General features: G+C 50.2%; 20 protein-coding genes, 7 tRNA genes, 1 rRNA gene and 1 pseudogene. 3 read left to right on the top strand and 26 right to left on the bottom strand.

Going from position 1 to position 21698, the window contains the following annotated elements; all coding sequences use genetic code 11:
• Positions 1 to 243: 243 nt before the first annotated feature.
• The gene (locus AC50Y5_RS21160; protein WP_056032510.1) at positions 244 to 810 is read left to right on the top strand and encodes a glycerol-3-phosphate responsive antiterminator; all 567 of its coding nucleotides are present in this window, start codon (positions 244 to 246) and stop codon (positions 808 to 810) included.
• A gap of 254 nt (positions 811 to 1064) precedes the next feature.
• On the opposite strand, the gene trxB is transcribed toward AC50Y5_RS21160, so the two are convergent.
• From trxB to AC50Y5_RS21105, 11 genes are all read right to left on the bottom strand, one after another.
• Complete coding sequence (gene trxB / locus AC50Y5_RS21155; RefSeq protein ID WP_494863559.1) at positions 1065 to 2012, bottom strand: thioredoxin-disulfide reductase; 948 nt, start codon at positions 2010 to 2012, stop codon at positions 1065 to 1067.
• Between the two features lie 60 nt (positions 2013 to 2072).
• The gene (locus AC50Y5_RS21150; protein WP_056032516.1) at positions 2073 to 3824 is read right to left on the bottom strand and encodes a tetratricopeptide repeat protein; all 1752 of its coding nucleotides are present in this window, start codon (positions 3822 to 3824) and stop codon (positions 2073 to 2075) included.
• A gap of 323 nt (positions 3825 to 4147) precedes the next feature.
• Positions 4148 to 5098 carry a ribose-phosphate diphosphokinase gene (locus tag AC50Y5_RS21145; protein WP_056032519.1) on the bottom strand — a complete coding sequence of 317 codons (951 nt, stop codon included), beginning with the start codon at positions 5096 to 5098 and terminating at the stop codon, positions 4148 to 4150.
• Between the two features lie 142 nt (positions 5099 to 5240).
• Positions 5241 to 6047, bottom strand: coding sequence for a histidinol-phosphatase HisJ (gene hisJ, locus AC50Y5_RS21140; protein ID WP_056032522.1), 807 nt, complete (start codon positions 6045 to 6047; stop codon positions 5241 to 5243).
• A gap of 67 nt (positions 6048 to 6114) precedes the next feature.
• Positions 6115 to 6843 carry a bifunctional phosphoribosyl-AMP cyclohydrolase/phosphoribosyl-ATP diphosphatase HisIE gene (gene hisIE, locus AC50Y5_RS21135; protein ID WP_494863556.1) on the bottom strand — a complete coding sequence of 243 codons (729 nt, stop codon included), beginning with the start codon at positions 6841 to 6843 and terminating at the stop codon, positions 6115 to 6117.
• On the bottom strand, positions 6840 to 7598 hold the full coding sequence (gene hisF / locus AC50Y5_RS21130) for an imidazole glycerol phosphate synthase subunit HisF (protein ID WP_056032528.1): 759 nt from the start codon (positions 7596 to 7598) through the stop codon (positions 6840 to 6842). Before hisF ends, hisIE begins: the two co-directional genes overlap by 4 nt.
• Before the next feature lie 247 nt (positions 7599 to 7845).
• Complete coding sequence (gene hisH / locus AC50Y5_RS21125) at positions 7846 to 8463, bottom strand: imidazole glycerol phosphate synthase subunit HisH (protein WP_056032531.1); 618 nt, start codon at positions 8461 to 8463, stop codon at positions 7846 to 7848.
• 1 nt (position 8464) lies between these two features.
• Positions 8465 to 9064 (bottom strand): imidazoleglycerol-phosphate dehydratase HisB, encoded by a 600-nt coding sequence (gene hisB, locus AC50Y5_RS21120; protein WP_046234120.1) that lies wholly within the window; start codon positions 9062 to 9064, stop codon positions 8465 to 8467.
• Between the two features lie 86 nt (positions 9065 to 9150).
• A complete protein-coding gene (gene hisD, locus AC50Y5_RS21115) occupies positions 9151 to 10428 on the bottom strand; it encodes a histidinol dehydrogenase (RefSeq protein ID WP_494863880.1) in 1278 nt (425 codons plus the stop codon).
• Positions 10429 to 10567: 139 nt separating this feature from the next.
• Complete coding sequence (gene hisG / locus AC50Y5_RS21110; RefSeq protein ID WP_494863879.1) at positions 10568 to 11176, bottom strand: ATP phosphoribosyltransferase; 609 nt, start codon at positions 11174 to 11176, stop codon at positions 10568 to 10570.
• Positions 11177 to 11208: 32 nt separating this feature from the next.
• Positions 11209 to 12441 carry an ATP phosphoribosyltransferase regulatory subunit gene (locus tag AC50Y5_RS21105; RefSeq protein ID WP_494863549.1) on the bottom strand — a complete coding sequence of 411 codons (1233 nt, stop codon included), beginning with the start codon at positions 12439 to 12441 and terminating at the stop codon, positions 11209 to 11211.
• Between the two features lie 239 nt (positions 12442 to 12680).
• Between AC50Y5_RS21105 and AC50Y5_RS21100 the strand changes: the two genes are divergently transcribed.
• Entirely contained in the window at positions 12681 to 13127 is a 447-nt protein-coding gene (locus AC50Y5_RS21100) for a hypothetical protein (RefSeq protein ID WP_494863548.1), read from the top strand.
• A gap of 81 nt (positions 13128 to 13208) precedes the next feature.
• Here AC50Y5_RS21100 and AC50Y5_RS21095 read toward each other — a convergent pair whose 3' ends face one another.
• The 7 genes and pseudogenes from AC50Y5_RS21095 to AC50Y5_RS21065 all read right to left on the bottom strand — a co-directional run bounded on the left by AC50Y5_RS21095 (position 13209) and on the right by AC50Y5_RS21065 (position 20008).
• On the bottom strand, positions 13209 to 13712 hold the full coding sequence (locus tag AC50Y5_RS21095; RefSeq protein WP_200931591.1) for an acyltransferase: 504 nt from the start codon (positions 13710 to 13712) through the stop codon (positions 13209 to 13211).
• Between the two features lies 1 nt (position 13713).
• The gene (gene ppaX / locus AC50Y5_RS21090; RefSeq protein ID WP_494863878.1) at positions 13714 to 14349 is read right to left on the bottom strand and encodes a pyrophosphatase PpaX; all 636 of its coding nucleotides are present in this window, start codon (positions 14347 to 14349) and stop codon (positions 13714 to 13716) included.
• Between the two features lie 191 nt (positions 14350 to 14540).
• Positions 14541 to 15452, bottom strand: a pseudogene (lgt, locus tag AC50Y5_RS21085) (prolipoprotein diacylglyceryl transferase); the annotation flags it as partial.
• Positions 15453 to 15472: 20 nt separating this feature from the next.
• On the bottom strand, positions 15473 to 16411 hold the full coding sequence (gene hprK, locus AC50Y5_RS21080) for an HPr(Ser) kinase/phosphatase (protein WP_056032546.1): 939 nt from the start codon (positions 16409 to 16411) through the stop codon (positions 15473 to 15475).
• Positions 16412 to 16630: 219 nt separating this feature from the next.
• Positions 16631 to 17752 (bottom strand): ABC transporter ATP-binding protein, encoded by a 1122-nt coding sequence (locus AC50Y5_RS21075; protein WP_056032549.1) that lies wholly within the window; start codon positions 17750 to 17752, stop codon positions 16631 to 16633.
• 87 nt (positions 17753 to 17839) lie between these two features.
• Positions 17840 to 18985, bottom strand: coding sequence for a PucR family transcriptional regulator (locus AC50Y5_RS21070; protein WP_494863545.1), 1146 nt, complete (start codon positions 18983 to 18985; stop codon positions 17840 to 17842).
• A gap of 75 nt (positions 18986 to 19060) precedes the next feature.
• Positions 19061 to 20008, bottom strand: a complete 948-nt coding sequence (locus AC50Y5_RS21065) for an MraY family glycosyltransferase (RefSeq protein WP_494863543.1) — start codon at positions 20006 to 20008, stop codon at positions 19061 to 19063.
• A 176-nt stretch (positions 20009 to 20184) separates the two neighbouring features.
• Between AC50Y5_RS21065 and ssuE the strand changes: the two genes are divergently transcribed.
• On the top strand, positions 20185 to 20733 hold the full coding sequence (ssuE, locus tag AC50Y5_RS21060; RefSeq protein ID WP_056032560.1) for an NADPH-dependent FMN reductase: 549 nt from the start codon (positions 20185 to 20187) through the stop codon (positions 20731 to 20733).
• Positions 20734 to 20848: 115 nt separating this feature from the next.
• Here the strand turns inward: ssuE and AC50Y5_RS21055 are convergent.
• The 8 genes from AC50Y5_RS21055 to AC50Y5_RS21020 all read right to left on the bottom strand — a co-directional run.
• Positions 20849 to 20924 (bottom strand) — tRNA-Lys (locus AC50Y5_RS21055).
• Positions 20925 to 20939: 15 nt separating this feature from the next.
• Positions 20940 to 21023, bottom strand: a tRNA-Tyr gene (locus tag AC50Y5_RS21050).
• Between the two features lie 7 nt (positions 21024 to 21030).
• Positions 21031 to 21106: transfer RNA gene (locus AC50Y5_RS21045), tRNA-Phe, on the bottom strand.
• Between the two features lie 17 nt (positions 21107 to 21123).
• Positions 21124 to 21200: transfer RNA gene (locus AC50Y5_RS21040), tRNA-Asp, on the bottom strand.
• 20 nt (positions 21201 to 21220) lie between these two features.
• Positions 21221 to 21297 (bottom strand) — tRNA-Met (locus AC50Y5_RS21035).
• Between the two features lie 17 nt (positions 21298 to 21314).
• Positions 21315 to 21390, bottom strand: a tRNA-Val gene (locus AC50Y5_RS21030).
• A gap of 7 nt (positions 21391 to 21397) precedes the next feature.
• Positions 21398 to 21474: transfer RNA gene (locus AC50Y5_RS21025), tRNA-Met, on the bottom strand.
• 114 nt (positions 21475 to 21588) lie between these two features.
• Positions 21589 to 21698: ribosomal RNA gene (locus AC50Y5_RS21020) — 23S ribosomal RNA — on the bottom strand; the annotation flags it as partial.

Below are 21698 nucleotides of genomic sequence, written 5' to 3'. Positions count from 1 at the left end.
CCTATATTTCAAGGTGAAACGGCTGTCGCCGTCCTCTGGCGGCGTGGCGCGTTTCATTCCGAAAAATATAGAGAAGGGATGCGAAAACCATATCCTTTCCTATATTTCAAGCGTAAACAGCACTTCCCCATCCCTCAGAAGGAGAGTTCCGTTCCGCATTGAAATCGAAGCCGCGTATACACGCCTAGCTGGCAGCTTATTATAGATCAATGAATCCACATCCCGATAAGGAGGTATTCGGCCTTGCCCTTTCACAACCAGCAAATATTGCCTGCCCCGCGAAAAACGAAAGATTTGGAAAAGCTGATGACTTCTGACTTCTCCTATATTGTGCTGCTGGAGACGCATATCAGCCAACTGAAGAGCATTTTCGAGCTGGCGAATGCCCATGGCAAAAAAATACTGCTCCACGCCGATTTAATCGGCGGCCTCAAAAATGACGAATACGCAGCCGAATATTTGTGCCAGATGATTCGCCCGGCCGGACTTATTTCTACACGCGGCGCTGTCATTAGCACAGCCAAGAAAAATGGCCTTATTGCGATACAGCGCTTGTTTCTGCTGGATACCCAGGCATTGGAGAAAAGCTATGTGCTGCTGGAGCGCACGAAGCCTGATTATATTGAAGTGCTGCCAGGCGTCATGCCGCATATCATTCGTGAAGTTTTTGAACGGACGGGCATTCCGATTTTTGCCGGCGGTCTGATCCGAACTGTAGCAGATGTGGAAAATGCAACTGCCGCTGGGGCTACAGCAGTGACCACCTCGCGCAGCGAGCTGTGGACGCATTTTGCGTCTACAAGCAAATGATTATTTTCGGCAAGCTTATGCCGCTTGCGTCAATGCTGCGCCACCTGTACGCCACCCCAGCTCATAGTGCTGCTTGTTCTAGGGTACTGCCCAAACATACAAGCGTACAATAAACATACAATAAATACCCCTTTGCCTTATTCATCAGGCAAAGGGGTATTTGCTGCATTTCGATCTAGGGAACTAGGAAGCTCAGCGTTTGATAGGCGCTTGCGCCTTATGTGCGCTAACTGAACCTAACCGCCGATCTATGTTTACAGGGACTGGCTCCAGTCATGCGTCATGCTGCCTTCAAGGAAACGTTCGCAATCGAGCGCTGCCATACAGCCGCTGCCCGCAGCGGTAATCGCTTGGCGATATTTGCTGTCCTGCACGTCGCCACAAGCGAAGATGCCTGGAACGTTCGTCTCGGAAGTACCCGGTTTTACTTTAATGTAGCCATGCTCATCCGTATCGATCTGTCCATTCAGGAAGGCCGTGTTCGGCGTGTGGCCGATCGCGATGAAAATGCCGTGCGTCTCAATGACTTCTTCACTGCCCGTTTCATTGTTGCGTACTTTAAGGCCAGTAACGCCCATTGGCCCAGCTACAACCTCAACTGGCGTGCGGTTTAGGCTCCAGTCGATTTTTTCATTTTCGCGTGCGCGGTCCTGCATGATCTTAGAAGCGCGCAGCTCATCGCGGCGGTTAACAAGCTCTACGTTCGTCGCGAAGCGGGTCAGGAAGCTGGCTTCCTCCATAGCGGAGTCGCCGCCGCCAACCACGATGATTTTTTTGCCGCGGAAGAAAAATCCGTCGCAAGTGGCGCAGGTGCTGACACCGCGGCCTACGTTTTCTTTTTCCCCAGGGATGCCTAGGTATTTCGCTGAAGCGCCTGTCGAAATAATAAGCGACTCGCCTACGAATTCGCCTTTGCCTTCTACTTGCAGCTTGAACGGTCTCGCGGAAGTATCCACGCTGTTCACCCAGCCCGTAATGAACTCTGCGCCGAAACGCTCCGCTTGCTTGCGCATATTAGCCATCAAATCCGGACCCATAATGCCTTCTGGGAAGCCCGGGAAGTTCTCTACTTCCGTTGTCGTCGTCAATTGTCCGCCTGGCTCCGGTCCTTCAATAACTAGCGGCTTCATGTTTGCACGAGCCAAATAAATCGCAGCCGTCAGTCCCGCAGGACCCGTACCGATAATAATTGCTTTATACATCCTGTAACCCTCCTTAGATTTTGCCCTATTCTTATTATATTTCACAGACACGCCTGCTCGCTATTCCAGCGGTTCATCTGGCGCAAATACCGAATTGATCGAACGCATCTTTTCCTTAATGCCGCACACTTGATCGATTCGCTTCGCATTTTTGCTGACCGTTGCAATGGAAGTGCCATAACGAACGGATACCTCATGATACGAAATCGTGCGCCGATGCATCTTCGCCGTCAAATATTCCAGTGCTGCGGCCCAGCCTTCGACCTTGCTCAGCTTCGGAACGTCCGGATAAACCCGGCTGAGAAACTCGACCCACAGCGTCATTAGATCATGCTGCTGGATCAGATCATAACGTTTGTTCATTCGCGATAACGCAGCTTCGACTACTTCCTGCCATTTGGCTTCCCACACAGGCAGACGAGAAGGAACACGATTCGGTTCAATGACCGTTTCCTTGCCTTCCAAAATCGCCTGCAGAGGCTCCTGTACATCAATGGTGCGCAGGACAAAAATCGCAATCCGCTTCAAATAATCGTCTTCGCCCGGTTCGATTAAAAACGCTCTTAGCGCATCCTTCACTTCATTGTCGGCAATCATGCCGAGCGCCTGAATAACTTGCAGCTTCGTGTTCCGATCGCCGTGGCGCAGCGCCCAGAAGAAGGAGGAGCGGACGAGCGGGTCGCGCTTCAAATGATCAGGCAGTCCATCCGAGGAGTTTTCCCAAAGCTTGAACTGCTCCTCAAACGGCAAATGATAATGGTAGCTGACTGCTGATTTATGCTGCCCTTGCTTCACCAGCTCCAGCTGCTCCATATAATAGCGGGGAATATTCGACTTTGGATCAAGCTTCGCTGTCTGCCGCCACAAACGCTCGGCTTCATGGAACCGACCAATATTGCATGCTGCCACAGCCGCATAATGATACAGGCATGGGTCCTGATTTAGATCAGGGTCCTTCAGCAAGCGAAGGAAGTGGCGGTAAGCCGCCTCATGCTCGCCAAGAATGCCCATCGTCGTAGCCAGCTTAAACACATGCTCCTCATGAAAAGGTGCCGTCTTGCGCAGCAGCTCCACCAGTGGAGCCAAACTTTTCTCATCCTCTGCATGCTGATAAAAGATGGCCAAATTGCACAAGGCATGCAGGTTGCCCGCATCAATATGCAGCGCCTCATGAATCGTTTCCATCGCTTTATCGAACAGACCCATATAATAATAAGCGAGCGCCAAATTGTTGCGGGCGGCCAGAAACTCCGGCTGTGCCGCAATAATGTCCTCCAGCAGGCGAACCGCCTCGGTAAACTTGCCTTCCTCCAGAAGCGTGCGTGCCTGATCATGCTCAAACAGGCCTTCACGCGCCTTAATGCTCGTTACCCGCGTTGGACGCTCCAGCTCATAATCGAGCAATTCCATCATTTCTTCCGCCTCATCGAGGTACTGCCCATCCGCATCCTCTTCGAGATATTGCACCAAAGCCCCTTCAGCGGCTTCATATTGTTCCATATTGGCATAGTTGTTCGCCATATAAAAATGGCATTCCGTCATCGTAGGATCAAGCTCATCGACGATCCAATGCAAAATCTTATTGGATTCCTCATAATTGCCCATTTCCGATAAAATGCCAGCCATATTACAATGGTTAACCGGATTTTCCGGCTCATATTCCACAGCACGGCGAAAATATTTAAGTGCCTTGTCATAGTGGTATCGGTCCAATGAGCGGACAGCCCGTTCGAAAAAGAATGTGGCATCCCACTGAATAGGTATGATTTTCGTTTTTGGCTCAGCTGTGGCCGCGCGTTTCTTTCCCTTCATTGGCAAGGCACCTCCCGGAAACTTCATTTTCTACGATTATAACATAGGAACGGTCAAGTCGCGCACTCAAACTAAAGGAAACGCTCCAGGACGGCTGCAATTACCCGCGTTCCATTGTGGCAAAAGGCAAAAAGTTATGAAAATCGCGGGCGTTTTAATAACCGCCCGCGATTTCATATAAGTATTTATGCTGTTTGTGATAAAGAGTCGACAAGGTGAAACGGCTGTCGCCGTCCTCTGGCGGAGCAGCGCGTTTCATTCCGAGAAATATAGAGAAAGGATGGGATAATTATATACTTTCCTATATTTAAAAAAAGTTCTCGCTACACGCCTGCGTTTTTGAACAGGGTGCTGATCGAACCGCCTTCAATAATGATGCGTGTTGCTTCTGCAAGCAGAGGAGCAACCGATAGCACCGTGAAACGGTCCGGACGGTTGTCAGGCAGGAGAATAGAGTCGGTTACGACTACTTCTCTAATACTTGGAATATCCAAACGCTCAATAGCATTGCCGGAAAAGAGAGGGTGAGTAGCGCACACGTACACATCTTCCGCACCACGTTCCTTCAAGCTTTCGACTACATTGACAATTGTTGTGCCGGTATCAATCAGATCCTCGATAATAATCGGTGTCTGGCCTTCAACATCACCAATAACATGGGTAATCGATGATTCATTATGTGCTGGACGCTTCTTGATCATAATCGCGAACGAAGTGTCCAAGTAGTTGGCAAGCTTCTCGGCAGTCGAAGCGCGTCCAGCATCTGGCGATACGACAACTGGGTTTTTAATATTTTTCGATTTCAAATAATCGCTGAGCAGATCAAGAGCTGTCATATGATCGACCGGAATATTAAAGAAGCCCTGAATCGCTGGTGCATGCAAGTCAATCGTAACGACGCGGGTCGCCCCAACTGTCGTCAATACGTCTGCAACCATTTTTGCGGAAATCGGTTCCCGCGGCGCGGATTTACGCTCCTGACGGGCATAACCGTAATACGGCATAATAATGTTAATCGTTTTCGCCGAAGCCCGTTTCGCTGCATCAATCATAACTAGCAGCTCCACGAAATATTCGTTGATCGGATGCGAAAACGATTGAACCAGAAATACGTCGCAGTTCCGGATGGTTTCTTCATAGTGGACATAAATTTCGCCACTCTTGAATCTGGACATCTTAATGGCGCCGAGCGTCAATCCTAAATCCGAAGCAATCTTCTGAGCTAGTTCCGGATTAGACGATCCCGAGAAAATACGCAACTTGTCGCTTAACATAATACCCTCCTGAGCGTTTAAACCAAATAAGTTTTACCTGACTAGGCTTTCAATGCGCAACGCCTGCTTGCCCTAAGCTTGTGCTACGGGCACAGCCCGTTTGCGCTTGGTCAATACCATTATACATCGAATTGCTAATAATTCAAAAATCAATACTGACTAATTTTCGACGATCAAAGGTCGCGAGCTGCGAAAAACCGACTTCTTTCAACATCAGACGCGCTTGATCGAGGTATTGTGCCAGTCTTTCTGGCTGATGCGCATCCGAGCCAACCGTAATTGGAATGCCCAGCTTAAGCGCATATTCCAGCATTCTGCGGCTCGGGAACATTTCCTCCGCTGGTGTCCGCAAGCCCGAGGCATTCAATTCAATCGCAACGCCATGCCGCTTGACGGCTTCGAGCGCTGCATTTTCCAAATGCGTCACATCTTCCTCCGGCTTAAAGCCAAAACGCTTGATTACATCGATATGCCCGATAAAATCATAAAGCCCGGTTGCTGCCGCCTTCTGCACCGCATCATAATATTGCTCATATACCGCCAGCCGGTTTTTGCCTTCCCAGCCGTGCGTCTGGCGAAAATCGGTAATATCCCACTCGCCGAGAAAATGTACTGAGCCAATGACATAATCGAACGGATATGCTTTAATAATATCCTCGATTTGCCGCTCATAACCCTCGATATAATCGCCTTCCAGTCCGACGCGAATGTCGATTTGATGTTTGTACTTCTCCTTAAGCGTCAAACACTCCTCGACATAACGCGGCAGCTCCTCCATGGGCATGGCCATCTCTGGATAATACGTCGCCGGATCGACATGAATAAGCGGCAAATGGTCGGACAAGCCGAGCTGGTCAAGCCCCAGTTCAATGCCCTTCTGTACGTATTCCTCAAGCGTGCCAACTGCATGCCCGCAGCGAACATGATGGGTATGGTAATCGATAAGCATAAGGCAGTCCTGCCTTTCCCTTTTTAATCATCTGAATTAAAACCGCAAAACGCGGCAATCCGCCTGGCTAGGCTTTGGACTGCTCGCGTTTCATTGCATTATTGCTGGCTGGTTTGCCGTGGCGCTGCACAAGCTCCTGCATCACATCATCCAGTGGCAAGCCCCTCTCTCTGAGCAGCACCAGCAGGTGGAAGATCAAGTCGCTAGCTTCAGAGCGCAGCTCGTCGTTGTCTTGATTTTTCGCCGCGATAATCGCTTCGGTTGCTTCCTCGCCGACTTTTTTAAGAATTTTATCGATGCCTTTATCGAATAAATACGTCGTATACGCACCTTCTGGACGCTCCGCATGACGCTCGGCAATGACGCTTTCCAAGCTTCCCAAAATCGCAAAGCGATCTCCGCCTTGTCCGGCTGCAGCTGTCCCAGTTGACGCGGAATCTTCGCCGGAATTGGCCTCAGCAGCTTTATTGACCCGCTCGATATCATTGAAAAAACAGCTATAGCTTCCCGTATGGCAAGCCGGGCCAACTTGATGAACGCGTACCAGCAGCGTGTCGCCGTCACAGTCATAGGATAAGGACTCAATACGCTGCGTATGGCCGCTCGTTGCGCCCTTGTTCCACAGCTCGCTGCGCGAGCGGCTCCAGAACCAGGTCGAACCCGTCTCCACCGAAAGCTTGAGCGAATCCTCGTTCATATAAGCGAGCATCAGCACTTCCTTGCTCTGTGCATCCTGCACGATCGCTGGCACAAGGCCGTCCTCGCTCCACTTAATCTGTTTTATCCAGTCTGTCATCTGACTTCCACGCCCTTCTGCCGCAAATCATCCTTCACTTCGCGAATCGTCATTTCTTTGTAGTGAAAAATCGTCGCCGCCAGCGCAGCGTCCGCCTTGCCCTGATCGAAAACATCGCTGAAATGCTCAATTCGGCCAGCTCCGCCCGAAGCTATAACCGGAATGCCCAGCTTGCCTGATACAGCAGCGGTCAGCGGAAGATCAAAGCCGTCCTTCGTGCCGTCTGCATCCATGCTCGTCAGCAAAATTTCGCCAGCGCCAAGCTTCTCAACCTCACATGCCCACTCCAGCGCTTTAATGCCTGTCGCCTGGCGGCCGCCATGCGTATACACTTCCCACTCGCCCCACGCTTCGTTAAATCTCGCGTCTATCGCGACAACGATGCACTGGGAGCCGAATTTGCGCGAGCCGTCGCGTACGAGCGAAGGATTTTTGACTGCGGCCGTATTAATGGCGATCTTGTCTGCGCCTGCGCGCAGCAGCCGCTTCATGTCGTCGACATGCGAGATGCCGCCGCCAACGGTGAACGGAATCGTAATTTCGCCTGCCGTGCGTTTGACGACCTCGATCATCGTAGCCCGGCCTTCAACCGAGGCGGAAATATCGAGAAATACGAGCTCATCCGCGCCCTCGCGGTCATAGGTAGACGCCAGCTCGACCGGATCGCCAGCATCGCGCAAGTTAACGAAATTAACGCCTTTAACGACGCGGCCGTCTTTGACATCGAGACATGGAATAATGCGTTTTGCCAGCATTTTGCACGCTCCTTATATTAGACTCATCTATGGCTTCGCATGCGACAGCCTGTAGATATTCATTTTTTAAAATATAAGAATGTATAATTTTCACCCTTATACTCCGCTTATATTTCACCGCGAAACGTTAGCTTTACCGCCAGAGGACGGCGACAGCCGTTTACGCTTGTAAAAAAATAACGTTGTCGATCGATAGTTACATGGTGCTGATAAGCGACTTCCCAGTGATGTAGTCGGCGGGGATAGACTAAGCCTTGCTGCTGCCGGTCAATGCGAGGAAGTTGCCAAGCAGCTGCATGCCCAGCTCGCCGCTTTTTTCCGGGTGGAACTGCATGCCGTATACTTGCTCACGCCCAACGATAGCTGTTACCTGCTGATAATAATCAGTCGTAGCCAGCAGATCGCTGCCTTGCTCCGGCTTCGCATGGAAGGAGTGGACGAAATATACATGGCCCTCTTCCAGTCCCGCAAACAGCGGGCTCTGCTCCTGCTCAAAGCTAAGCTTGTTCCAGCCCATATGCGGGATTTTGTAATCGCCTTGGAAACGGATAACCTTGCCTGGCAGCAGGCCGAGGCCCTCGTTGTCGCCGTACTCCTCGCTCGCGCTGAACAACAGCTGCATGCCGAGGCAAATGCCGAGCAGCGGCTTGCCGGAGGCGGCAAATTGCTTCACGACCTCATCCAGCTTCGTCTCGCGCAAATTGCTCATCGCATCACCGAAGGCGCCGACACCTGGCAAAACCGCGCCATCCGCCGCCAAAATCTCCTGCGGATCAGCTGTTACTACCGCAGCATAGCCCAGACGCTCAACTGCCTTGCTAACGCTGTGAAGATTGCCCATGCCGTAATCGATGATTGCAATCATGCTACAGCACTCCTTTCGTCGAAGGCACTCCTTGTACGCGAGGATCAATGCTCGTCGCTTCATCCAGCGCCCGGCCAAGCGCCTTGAATACCGCTTCAATCATATGATGCGTATTCTGGCCGTAATGTACGATAACATGCAGCGTAATGCGCGCTTCCAGCGCCAGCTTCCATAGAAACTCGTGTACCAGCTCCACAGAGAAGCTGCCTACTTGGCTTGAAGGATATTCCGCGCGGTATTCGAAATGCGGACGGTTGCTCACATCGATAATAACCTGTGCCAGCGCCTCATCCATCGGCACGAATACGCTCGCGTAACGCTTGATGCCGCGCTTGTCGCCTAGTGCTTCACGCAGCGTTTGCCCGAGGCAAATGCCGATATCCTCCACCGTATGGTGGTCATCGATTTCAATATCGCCTTTGGCATTGACCGTCAGGTCGAACTGGCCGTGCTTTGTGAACAAATCCAGCATATGGTTCAGGAAAGGCACATCCGTCTCAATGTTGGCCGTTCCGCTTCCGTCTACCGAAAACGCCAGCTTGATGTCTGTTTCATTTGTTTTGCGAGCTACTTCCGATACGCGTCCTGTCAATTCCGCCATTACCGATTCCTTCTTTCTTCCCGTAAAATAAATGTTCGCTTTGTTCGCTTTGTTTGCTTTGGCTGTTGCTTATCTAGTCTTGCTCGTTACCGCCCTTCGCGCTCCAAACGGATTTGAATCGCCCGCGCATGGGCTTCAAGCCCTTCCTGCCGGGCCAGCGTCATAATTTTGTCGCCATTTGCGAGCAGCGCTTCCTTGCTATAGTAAATCAAGCTTGATTTTTTCAGAAAATCATCCACGTTGACTGGCGAGGAAAATCTCGCTGTTCCATTCGTCGGGATGATGTGGTTCGGTCCGGCGAAATAATCGCCAACCGGCTCCGAGCTGTAAGGGCCGAGGAAGATTGCCCCGGCGTTTTCGATCAAGCCGAGCAGCCTCATTGGATCGGCTGTCAGCACCTCCAGATGCTCAGGCGCCAGCTTGTTCACGACGTCGATGCCCGCTTCCAGCGAGTCGACCATGAGCACGGCGCCGTAGCTGTCGATAGAAGCCCGCGCAATTGCTTGGCGCGGCAGCGTAGCGAGCTGACGCTCCACTTCAGCGGCTACAGCGCTCCCGAGCTGCTCCGAAGGCGTAACGAGGATGGAGGATGCCATCTCGTCATGCTCCGCCTGCGACAGCAGGTCAGCGGCGATATAAGCCGGATCAGCCGATTCGTCGGCAAGCACGACGATTTCGCTTGGACCTGCGATGCTGTCGATATCGACAGCGCCAAATACTTCGCGCTTCGCCAGCGCGATATAAATATTGCCCGGCCCGCAAATTTTATCAACGGGCGCGATTGTTTCCGTCCCGTGGGCGAGTGCGGCAATTGCCTGCGCTCCGCCTACGCGGTACATCTCCTTGACCCCTGCTTCAGCAGCAGCCACGAGAATACCTGGATCAATGCCGTCCCGTCCGCCAGTTGACGGCGGCGTGACCATTACGATTTCCGGCACGCCAGCTACCTGGGCCGGAATGACATTCATGAGCACGGACGACGGATACGCCGCCTTGCCTCCGGGCACATAGACGCCGACCCGCTTCAGCGGTCGCAAAATTTGCCCGAGCAGCGTCCCGTCCGGCTGCAAATCCATCCACGAGTTGCGCTTCTGCTTCTCGTGGAAAGACCTGATGTTGACAGCGGCCTCGCGGATCGCTGTCAGAAAAGCGGCGTCTACCTGGTCATACGCCGCATCAATTTCCGCCTGCGTCACGCGCAGCTCCGCTGCCGTCAGCTCAGCCCTGTCCAGCTTTGCCGTGTAACGCAGCAAAGCAGCATCTCCTTCTTTGCGGACGTCTGCAATGATCGTCCGCACTACTTCATTTTGCTCCGGCGATCCGTATTCCACCTCGCGCTTCAACCCGAACTGCTCCGCTCGCATAATTCTCACAATCGCCAACCCCTTTCCTTTCAGGCTCTGTTCCATTTGCTTTTATGGCTCTGCTCTGTCCTTCTATTATCGCTCTTTCCTGCTTTTAACGCTCTGTTCCATCTACTTTAATGCCCGCGTTCCCGCAATCCTAGAGCTTCGCGCCGAGCGTATCCTGCAATCTATCGCAGAGGCTTTGAATCGCCTCGTTCTTCATCCGGTAGCTGACGCGGTTCGCGATCAAGCGGCTCGTAATACCGAAGATGGACTCCATCTCGACCAAGCCGTTTTCGCGCAGCGTCTGTCCCGTCTCGACCATATCGACAATGCGGTCAGCGAGGCCAATAAGTGGCGCAAGCTCGATCGAGCCGTTCAGCTTAATCACTTCTACCTGCTGCCCCAGCTCGCGAAAATATTGCGAAGCCACATTCGGATATTTCGTCGCTACTCGCGGATTGATAACCGGCTTCCAATCAGGCAGCCCGATTACCGACATCCGGCACTTGGCGATGCCAAGATCCAGCAGCTCGTAAACATCTTTATTTTCCTCCATCAGCACATCCTTGCCGACGATTCCAATATCTGCGACGCCATATTCCACATAAGTAGGCACGTCTACAGGCTTTGCCATAATAAACTCCATGCCTGCTTCCGGCAGCTCAATGATCAGCTTGCGCGTATCGTCAAAATCGCTTGGAATCGGCAGTCCCGCTTCGCGAAACAGCTTCGATGCCTGCTTGTAAATCCGGCCTTTCGGCATAGCTACCTTCAAAATCTCTCTGCCTGCTCCGCTCACTTGCCATCCCCTCCAAGCATTTCGTCCATACCTTCGGTAAATAGTAGAAACTCCACATATTCCACGCCTTTGAAAATAAACCGTCCAGACGTGTTCTTCGCCAGCTCCGCTGCCTCTTCTTGCCCGATACGCTCTGTCACAACCGTCGCTCCTTGGCCTCTGAGCTGCTGCGCGATTGCCAGCGCCGCTTTGCGCTCCGTCTCATCGTAGCCGATCAGAACACGCTCAGCCTTCGCTGGCTCGTCTTCATTGCCGAGCACTTCGAGTATCCGCGTCGTCTTCAGCGCAAAGCCTGTTGCTGGAGCCGGGCGGCCGAATTGGGCTAGCAAATTGTCGTATCTTCCGCCGCTCACTACAGGGAATCCAAGATCCGCAGCATAACCTTCAAAGGTCATGCCTGTATAATAGGAGAAATCGCCGATCATCGTCAGATCGATCAGCACATGCTCGCTCAGTCCGTAAGCGTCGAGCACGTCCCACATCTCGCATAAATGCTGGATAGACGCCTGTGCCGTCTCATCCGCGCTTAATTCAAGCGCCTGCTTGCATACTTCCTGGCCGCCACGCAGCCTTAAAATCCCTTCCAGCTCGCGCTTTACAGGCTCCTCCAGCGCCAGCTGGCGCAACTGCTCGCGGTACCCGACATAATCGCGTCCCAGCAGGCATGCTTTAAGCTGCTCCTGCTCTTCCTTGCGTCCAGACAGCGATTCCTCGAACAGCCCGTTCAGGAAGCCGACATGGCCTATAGCGATCTTGAACCGTTTTACGCCAGCTGCCTTCAGGGAAGCGATAGCGAGCGCCACAACCTCCGCATCCGCATCAGCCGAAGCATCGCCAACAAGCTCTACGCCCGTCTGGAAAAACTCGGCCTCACGGCCCGCTTCCTCTTCAATTGCACGGTATACATTCGCGTGGTATGACAGTCGCAGCGGGAATGGCGATTCCTTCAATAGCGAGGACACTACACGCGCAATAGGTGCTGTCATATCCGAACGCAGTACGAGCGTTGTTCCACGGTTGTTGAGCAGCTTGAATAGCTTTTGGTCAGAGGTAGAGCTTGCTACCCCTACGGTATCGTAATATTCCATAGTCGGCGTAATAATCTGCTCATAACCCCAGCTCTGCATACAGGCAAGAGCAGCATGCTCGATCCGGCGCAGCTTTGCAACAGCCTCCGGAAGATAATCTTTAACACCAATCGGTTTCTCAAATACTTTTGGTTTAGACATCTATTTTCACCCACAATTTACTTTAGTATGTTAACGCGTTGCCATATTAGCGATCTGCCAAAATAAAGTACCTAGACGTTATGGTAACATGAAGCCTCTGCTCCGTCAAGATTAGAGCTTTCCCGATTGGGAGACGCATCATAACTTCACAAGACCAATCCCCGCAACGCATGCAACTTTCTCCAGCTGCCGCTCGTCTTCTTTTTAAATGAATCATTCTTTTAGGAGGGCACGATCACTTGAAACCCGCTAGAAACAAACTTGCGATATGGATATCCAGCATCTTGCTAGGTATGATTTTATTCGGCGCGATCATCGGTGTAATTGTTCTTAACAAGAGCATGGGCATCCTCAATATGTTTAAGAGCTTCACTCTGACCATCCATAATGAATCCGATCATGAGCTTGTAAGCATCCAAGCAGGCATACTTGCCAGTGATGAGAAAGGCAATATTATCGAAACGGATTCCAAACAATTGTACAACGATTCCATCCCCAGCGGAGCCAAGAAGAAAATCACTCCCGATCTAAGCTTAACTGGCGAAGGAGGCATTTATCTTACATATACTGATGTAACTGGCGTTACACGTACAACCTCCGTATGCTCCTATACAGAAAGCTTGTCAGGCTCCTCGACGATTACGATTCATAATGAAGATGCCGATGTCGAGGAAAACTGCTACTAACTATAATCGTTGCTTCCATGAACATGAATCAAGCTGATGCTCAATAAGCCATCAGCTTGATTCATTTAGGCATTAGAAGATTTAGCTGTGATCCTCTGAGCGGTTCCCATTACCAATTTCCCGAATCGGATTCCCGCCAACGAAGGCATGGGCTGGCACATCCTTATAAACGACTGAGCCAGCGGCTACAACCGCATGATCGCCAATTGTAACACCCGGCAAAATCGTCGTATTAGCGCCAATCATGACGTTCGCCCCTATTTTCACATCTCCAAGCCGGTATTCGCGAATTAAATATTCATGCGTAAGAATCGTCGTGTTGTATCCGATAATCGTATTATCCCCAACCTCAATCCGTTCCGGAAAAAAAACATCCACCATCACCATTAACGCGAAAGCGGTATGCTGACCTACCTTCATGCCGAGCACACGGCGATAGATCATATTTTTGACCGGCAAAATCGGACAATAACGGGCCAGCTGAATGAATATGAAATTACGAACCGCCTTAAAGCGGCTGACCGTGCGATAGACCTGCCAGAGCGCATTAGGTCCCTCTACCGGATAACGTTCGACATTACGCAATTTATCTCCGCTCCAATCCTGCGAAAGCATACAGCTCCCGCATATCATCAATGACATACTGGGCACCAGAATCTCTAAGCAGCTGTGCTCCCTTCATCGACCAGGCTACACCAACAGGCAAAGCGCCAGCCGCCTCAGCGGATAAAATATCGACCGAGCTGTCGCCCAGCATCAATGTCGTCGCTGGATCTGCACCAAGCGCAGCAATAGCCATGCTGACAGGCTCTGGATGAGGCTTCGGATGTGTGACGTCATCAATGGTCACGATCGTGTCAATATAATCGCTCAAGCCGACATATTTCAAGCCTCGTTCTGTCGTCAGTCGCATTTTCGTCGTTACAATCCCAATCTGGATGCCTTGTTCATGCAAATTTCTAATGACCTCTACAACATAGTCGAAAGGCTTAACATACTCATCATGCAGGCGAAGGTTTACTTCGCGATAAGCCGCTACCAGATGCGTAACATCCTCCAGCCCCGAAAACTGCTGCATTTGCATCGTCAAAGGCTGTCCCATGCTTGGAATAATATGCTCTCTGGAGAAATCCGCCGGAACGACATCTTTCAGCGCATCCAGAAACGAGCGGATAATCAGTTCATTCGTATCGATAATGGTACCATCCAAATCAAACAGCATCGTTTTTATGTTGCCTAGCACATCTGTCTCCTCCTAAATCCGCTTTAAAACTTCTCTATAAGCCTTACAAAAAGTCTTACAAAAACATAACGGCTACTGCCTTCAAGAAGGCAATAGCTCGTCTTATCTCCATTTAACTTCCGCCGTTATGCTTTTGGAACATCATCCGTTGCAATAGCCGCATGCTCTACCTTCGTGGAGACAATTGGATCGGAATAATGCTCTTTGGCAGCTCCTGTTTTGCGGCGAACAACGATAAACGCAATGGCGCCAACAATGAGCAGAAGCGCAAGCAGCTGTGAAATTCTCAGATTGCCGTAAGCCGGGTCCAAGTAACCAGGCTGGAACAAAATCGTCATTGGCGACCAAAGAACGTCAACAAGGTTCACGAGCCAATTAGGGCCATGGAAGGCCAGGCTGTCCGTACGCACCATTTCAATGTAGAAGCGGCCGAGGGAATACCAGATGAAATAGCTCGCCAGCAATTCGCCCGCACGCAGGAAGCGTTGACGGCGCAGTACGCAAAGCAGAATGATACCTACAAGGCTCCACAGCGATTCGTACAAAAAGGCCGGGTGATGGAAGACGCCATTCACATTCATTTGATTCACAATAAAATTAGGCAGGTGCAGCGTATCACGCAGGAAGCTTTCCTCTACAGGACCGCCATATGCCTCCTGATTCATAAAGTTGCCCCAACGGCCAATCATTTGACCGGCAAGCAGCCCTGGAACGCACACATCGGCGAGTCTCAAGAAGCTGTAGCCCTTATAACGGAAGTAGAAGAACCCGCATAGAAAGGCACCGATCAGCGCGCCATAAATGGCTATGCCGCCCTCCCAAATTTTAAACACATCGAGCGGGTTCGCCTTATAATCTTCCCATTTGAAGGCAACATAATAAATCCGAGCACAAATAACGGCAGAAGGAACGCCAAGCAGCAGCATATCCATAAAGAAATCCGGCTTAATACCAAAGCGTTTGCCCTCTTGTATCGCCAGCAGCAAGCCTACCAAGGCAGCTGTGCCGAGAATAATGCCGTACCAACGTACAGTTAGGGGACCCAGTGAAAAAGCAATCGGGTCAATTAGCGATGTAAGCATCTTTTATTAGCTCCTTTATATCAATCGTAATCATCCGCATCTTCAGCGATCGTTTCTGTCAGCTTATTAGTAAACTGCAGCGCCGCATTATAGCCCATCCGCTTCAACCTGAAATTCATAGCCGCCACCTCAATAATAACTGCAAGGTTCCGTCCCGGCCTTACAGGCACGGTTACAAGCGGCACATCGGTATCAATGATACGCGTCTTCTCTTCATCCAGCCCCAGACGGTCATATTGCTTATCCTGCTGCCAATTCTCGAGCTTGATGACTAACGTAATCCGCTTCTGTGTACGTACGGCACCCGCGCCGAACAGCGTCATTACATTAATAATGCCCAAGCCGCGAATCTCCAGCAAATGACGGATCAATTCCGGTGCTGTGCCGTGAAGCTGGCTGTCTGATGTTTGTCTGATTTCAACTGCATCATCGGCAACGAGGCGATGCCCGCGTTTTACAAGCTCAAGCGCAGTTTCGCTCTTGCCGATACCGCTGCCGCCAGTGATGAGCATGCCCACCCCATAAACGTCTACCAGAACACCATGAATGGTTGCGGTAGGCGCAAGCTTTTTCTCCAGAAAATCCGTAATCCGGCTCGTTAAAATCGTAGTCGCCACATGGCTGCCAAGCACAGGAATATTTGTTTTATTCGAATAAGCAATCAGCTCATCCGGCGGTTCTAGTCCACGGGTCAAAATAATACAAGGCGTGTCTGAATGGCACAGACGCTCCATACGCAGCCTGCGCTCCTCGGACGTCAGCGTGCTGAGAAACGTAATTTCCGTTTTCCCTAACAGCTGCACCCGCTCACTCGGAAAATAATCAAAGTATCCGGCCATTTCAAGCCCCGGACGATACAGGTCATCAACCGTAATCGCACGCTTCAGGCCTTCCTCACCCGATATGATTTCCAACGAAAAATGCTGCACTAATTCTGATACTTTCACTTTCTTAGGCATAGCATGGCCTCCTTATATCACAACAGCGTATGTAAACTGATTACCAATGACTTCATCGTATAGGAAAAAAGCGCCGAAAGCAATGTCTTCCCGCTTTCTGACGCTCAAATTGACGCTAAAATGAATGATAAGATTCACTTATTTATTCCCAGTAGAATAACAAAGAGCTGTTGGACAAATCCAACAGCTCTCTTATGAAATCTATAATGGCTTTAGCAATTAGTTTTCAAAAATGTTAAGCTCGGACTCTGTATCAAACAGGTGAACTTTGTTCATGTCCAGAGCAAGTTTAACCGTCAGGCCATCACGCAGAGCGGAACGTCCGTCTACACGTGCGATAACTGTGTCTGTGCCAATACCGTTCAGGTACAGGTACATTTCGTGACCCAGGTTCTCTGCAACTTCGATCGAAGCGTTAACGATCGTGTTAGGCGAAGCTTCCAGGAATACTGGCTCTTCATGAAGATCCTCTGGACGAATACCCAAGATTACATCTTTGCCGATGTAGCCTTTGGAACGAAGTGTAGCAGCTTTGCCTTCAGGCACAACTACATCTACGCCAGTCGATTTGAAGCGAACAGTACCGCCTTGATCCGTCAATGCACCTTTAATGAAGTTCATGGAAGGAGCACCGATGAAGCCAGCAACGAAAATGTTAACTGGGTGGTTGTAAAGCACTTCTGGAGAAGCCGTTTGTTGAATAAAGCCATCTTTCATAACAACAATGCGATCACCCATCGTCATAGCTTCGATTTGGTCATGCGTTACATAGATTGTTGTTGTTTCAAGACGTTTAGTCAGCTTGGAAATTTCAGCACGCATTTGACCACGAAGTTTCGCATCCAAGTTGGAAAGCGGCTCATCCATCAAGAATACTTGCGGCTCACGAACGATCGCACGACCAAGAGCGACACGTTGACGTTGACCACCGGAAAGAGCTTTCGGTTTACGGTCAAGCAAATGCTCGATATCTAGAATTTTAGCAGCTTCACGAACGCGTTTGTCGATGTCTGCTTTCTTGAATTTACGAAGTTTCAAACCAAAAGCCATGTTTTGGTATACGTTCATATGCGGGTAAAGAGCGTAAGATTGGAATACCATTGCGATATCGCGATCTTTAGGAGCTACGTCGTTAACAAGACGCTCGCCGATAAACAATTTACCTTCGGAAATTTCTTCAAGACCTGCAATCATACGAAGAGTTGTCGATTTACCACAACCGGATGGACCTACAAGCACTAGAAATTCTTTGTCCTTGATATCTAAGTTAACGTCAGTTACCGATGCTTTATCAGAACCCGGGTATTTTTTGTAAATGCCTTCTAAACGTACGCCTGCCATGTGAATTTCCCCCTAAAAGAAATTTTCTTATAGGACTATCTTATCCCACATGCAGTCAGATGACTATGCACAAACTTTACAAAAAAACTAATGTCTTTTCGTAACTTTGTACAATAGCAATATAATTTTGACTAAGACGGCATCCCGAAACTGTCGTACATCCAGCCCCGTCTCCTGTTTTAGCTTGTCCAAACGGTATAATAACGTATTGCGGTGAATATAAAGCTTCTTCGCGGTTTCGCTTACATTACAGTCCAGTGAGAAGAAGGTTTCGAGTGTAGCGAGCATTTCTGCCTCTACGAAAAGCTCCGTACGTTTTAGCGATTGCTCCAAATACCGGGCCCGCTGGCTCTCCGGTATACTATTCAGCAGGCGCTCCAGCTGCAAATTCCATGGAAAATGAATATTGCTCCCAACATGGAATTTTCGCCCCAAATTAATCGTTTCGCGCAGCGCAGCCGTCGTCTCTACGATGCCCTTCGCCGGTCTGATCGGATGAGACACCGCCAGATGGCATTCGCCAATCCACTCGCTGGCAAGCATCTCATGCAGCCCCAGACAGATGGAAGCCAGATTATCCTCCACCGACTCTTCATCATCGTCATCAAACACCTCTGAATCCGCTTCCTTAAGCAGTGATACCGGACCCCAGATAAGCCATTCCTGCTCCCGAAGCGGTATTAATAATATTTCCTCGGCGAGAAAGGAACGCAGCAGCTTCTCCAGCTCCACGTAAGCCGCTTGCTTGGTATTTGAATATTCCGTTACTAATAAAAAAGGAATCATATCCGCGAACAGCTTGCCACCCGCGGTCAAATGGTCCGGCATCGATTGCCCCGGCTCGCCTGATTCGAACTGCTCCTGAATCCACTCGCCGATGCTGCGAGCTGTTTTCTCGCTTTCTGTCAGCTTGCCAGCCGCTTTATCTTGTGCTGGCCTCGTTTCATTCCAGCGCAGCATTAGGCTCAATAAATCCAGCGTACTCGCCTCAAAGCGGCTGCCCTCTATTTCCAAAACCTCTATTTCATGCTCCTCTACTCTGACGGCCACCCACATTTTATCCTCGCGTTGGACGCGTTGTCCTTCCAAAGCTAAGCTGCGCCCATGCTCCTCCGCCTGCAGATAGTGATTTTTCTCTGCTATATCATTCCATTCGGACAATTGCATTTTTACTAGACGAACTGGACAGTCCAAAATGCGCTCCAGCGGTTTCAACCATTCTGTCGTGCTCATTTTCTGCTATCTCCTATCGCAAGCCTCACGAATGAACGCTTTTTCTCGTCATTGTAACATATTGGTGGAGGGAATTCAGCCCATGACCAGCAAAAGGATGATCGACAGCATGGAGAACAACGCCGCGATTAAATATAGAAAAGATACGGTTTGCACCTGGTTCAATCCCCATTTCATCAGCGCATGATGCGTATGCAATTTGTCCGCATGGTGCAGTCCTTTGCCACGAGCGAGCCGCCGCAGCATGACGATGGAAGTATCCATAATAGGCAAACCCAGCGCCAGTAACGGAACAAGCACTGTAATGAAGGTTGCTTTCTTAAAAGCCCCGTCTACTGCTACAACGGCGAGCGTATATCCGAGGAATGTGGCTCCCGCATCTCCCATAAAAATCCTTGCCGGATAAAAATTAAACAGCAGAAAGCCCAGGCATGCCCCGCCTACAATGGCCGCTAAAATCGCCGTTTCAGCTTGTCCTTTGACCAAGGCAGTAATAAACAGCGTTATCGCCGATAACACGCATACGCCCGACGCCAGCCCATCAACCCCATCCATGAAATTAATCATGTTGATAAGAGCGAATATCCAGATTGACGTCCCAAGCCAAGCTACCCAATGCGGGAGAAAAAAGAACAACCCAGAAGCAGGGTTCGTCACCCCTGCGATTTGAATATGGAACCACAAAGGCAGCGTGGACACCACACCATAAACAAGTACTCTGGGCCAGACAGGAAAATCCCTTCCCTCCGCTTTAGCTTTATCATCTAATAAACCGATGGTGACAAGCACCGCGCCCCCAGCCGCAATCGTCCAGCTTAATGACGTCATCCCCTGAAAAGCAATAATCGTAACCGTACACGCCACATAAATCGCTATGCCACCGAGCAAGGGAATCGGCTGCCGATGAATTTTTCGCGCATTCGGCCGATCCATAATACCATATTGCAAGGCGAGCCTTCTCACAATCGGAACCATTACACTTACAATCGCCAAACTTATAAAAGCCGCCAACCCATATATCATCTTAGACGGACCCCTTTGCATCGCTAATCAGCTTGTTTCCGCCTATTGTTCCCTAATGAGCAAAAAATCATGAACCGTTTTCGTAAATGTCATTGACGCCGAAAAGATTGGAATGTTAAGATTAAACAAAGTTATCATATCGGAATAAATATGTATATAATAGAGGAGCGATTTTCATGTCAACGATTGTCATCATTTCGGGCAGCCCGAATCCTGGTTCCCGTCTAACCGGCATTACCCAATATATCGAACAGCAGCTTAATAGCCAAAATGTAACGGTCAGCCATATTACAGTCGCTTCGCTGCCAGCGGAAGATCTGATTAACGCCCGTTTCGACAGCCCTGCCATTAAAGAAGCAACGGCCTTAGTAGAAGGTGCTGGCGCCGTCATTATCGCAAGTCCAGTCTATAAAGCCTCATTCACTGGTGTTCTTAAAACCTTCCTCGATCTATTGCCGCAAAAGGGCTTGGAAGGGAAAATCATTACGCCATTTTTCATCGGCGGTTCACTGGCCCATCTGCTATCCATTGATTACTCCCTGAAGCCTGTTCTTGCATCCATGGGTGCCAAGCATTTTGCCAGCGGTGTCTATGCGGTAGACTCTCAAATCGCTCGTGTGCAATTGGATGATGGAGCAGCCGGGTTTGAGCTAAATGACGAATTAAAGCTCCGTCTAGACGCGTCTCTAACTGAACTACAGGCCGAATTAAAGCTTCGCTCCTAATAAAATTCGCACAAAAAAGGCTAGGTCATGGTGATTACACCAATACCTAGCCTTTTATTCTCATATAAACAAAAAAAATTCACAGATTATTTTCTGTAAATTAGCTTTTAAAAAATGGTGAGTCATGTAGGATTCGAACCTACGACACCCTGATTAAAAGTCAGGTGCTCTACCAGCTGAGCTAATGACTCTCGATGTGAAAGAAATGGTGGAGGGCGATGGATTCGAACCACCGAACCCGAAGGAACAGATTTACAGTCTGCCGCGTTTAGCCACTTCGCTAGCCCTCCATAAAAATGGTGGCTCGGGACGGAATCGAACCGCCGACACGAGGATTTTCAGTCCTCTGCTCTACCGACTGAGCTACCGAGCCGTATAACGAAAAGAAAATGGCGGAGCTGACGAGATTCGAACTCGCGGTCTCCTGCGTGACAGGCAGGCATGTTAGGCCTCTACACCACAGCTCCATAAATTACTGCTTAAAAATTGGTTGCGGGGGCAGGATTTGAACCTGCGGCCTTCGGGTTATGAGCCCGACGAGCTACCGGGCTGCTCCACCCCGCGTCATTGTAAAACATATATGGTGGAGGCTGAGGGGATCGAACCCCCGACCCTCTGCTTGTAAGGCAGATGCTCTCCCAGCTGAGCTAAGCCTCCGAAAATATGGTAGCGGCGAAGGGGATCGAACCCCCGACCTCACGGGTATGAACCGTACGCTCTAGCCAGCTGAGCTACACCGCCACATTTTCCCGATAACTTACATTGCAGACCTCGGGATGTACTGCAATATCAACGTGAATTGCACGCTGAAAACTGGATGCGAAAGACAAAGTCAAGAAACTTTAGCGTGTTGTTTAGGATAAGCCCTCGACCGATTAGTATTCGTCAGCTGCACGCATTGCTGCGCTTCCACCCCGAACCTATCAACCTCGTCGTCTTCAAGGGGTCTTACTAAATTGGGAAAT

Source organism: Paenibacillus sp. JT22N7, assembly GCF_059383875.1.
Note: the sequence above shows the minus strand (reverse complement) of the source record. Positions and strands in the feature narration are given on the sequence as shown.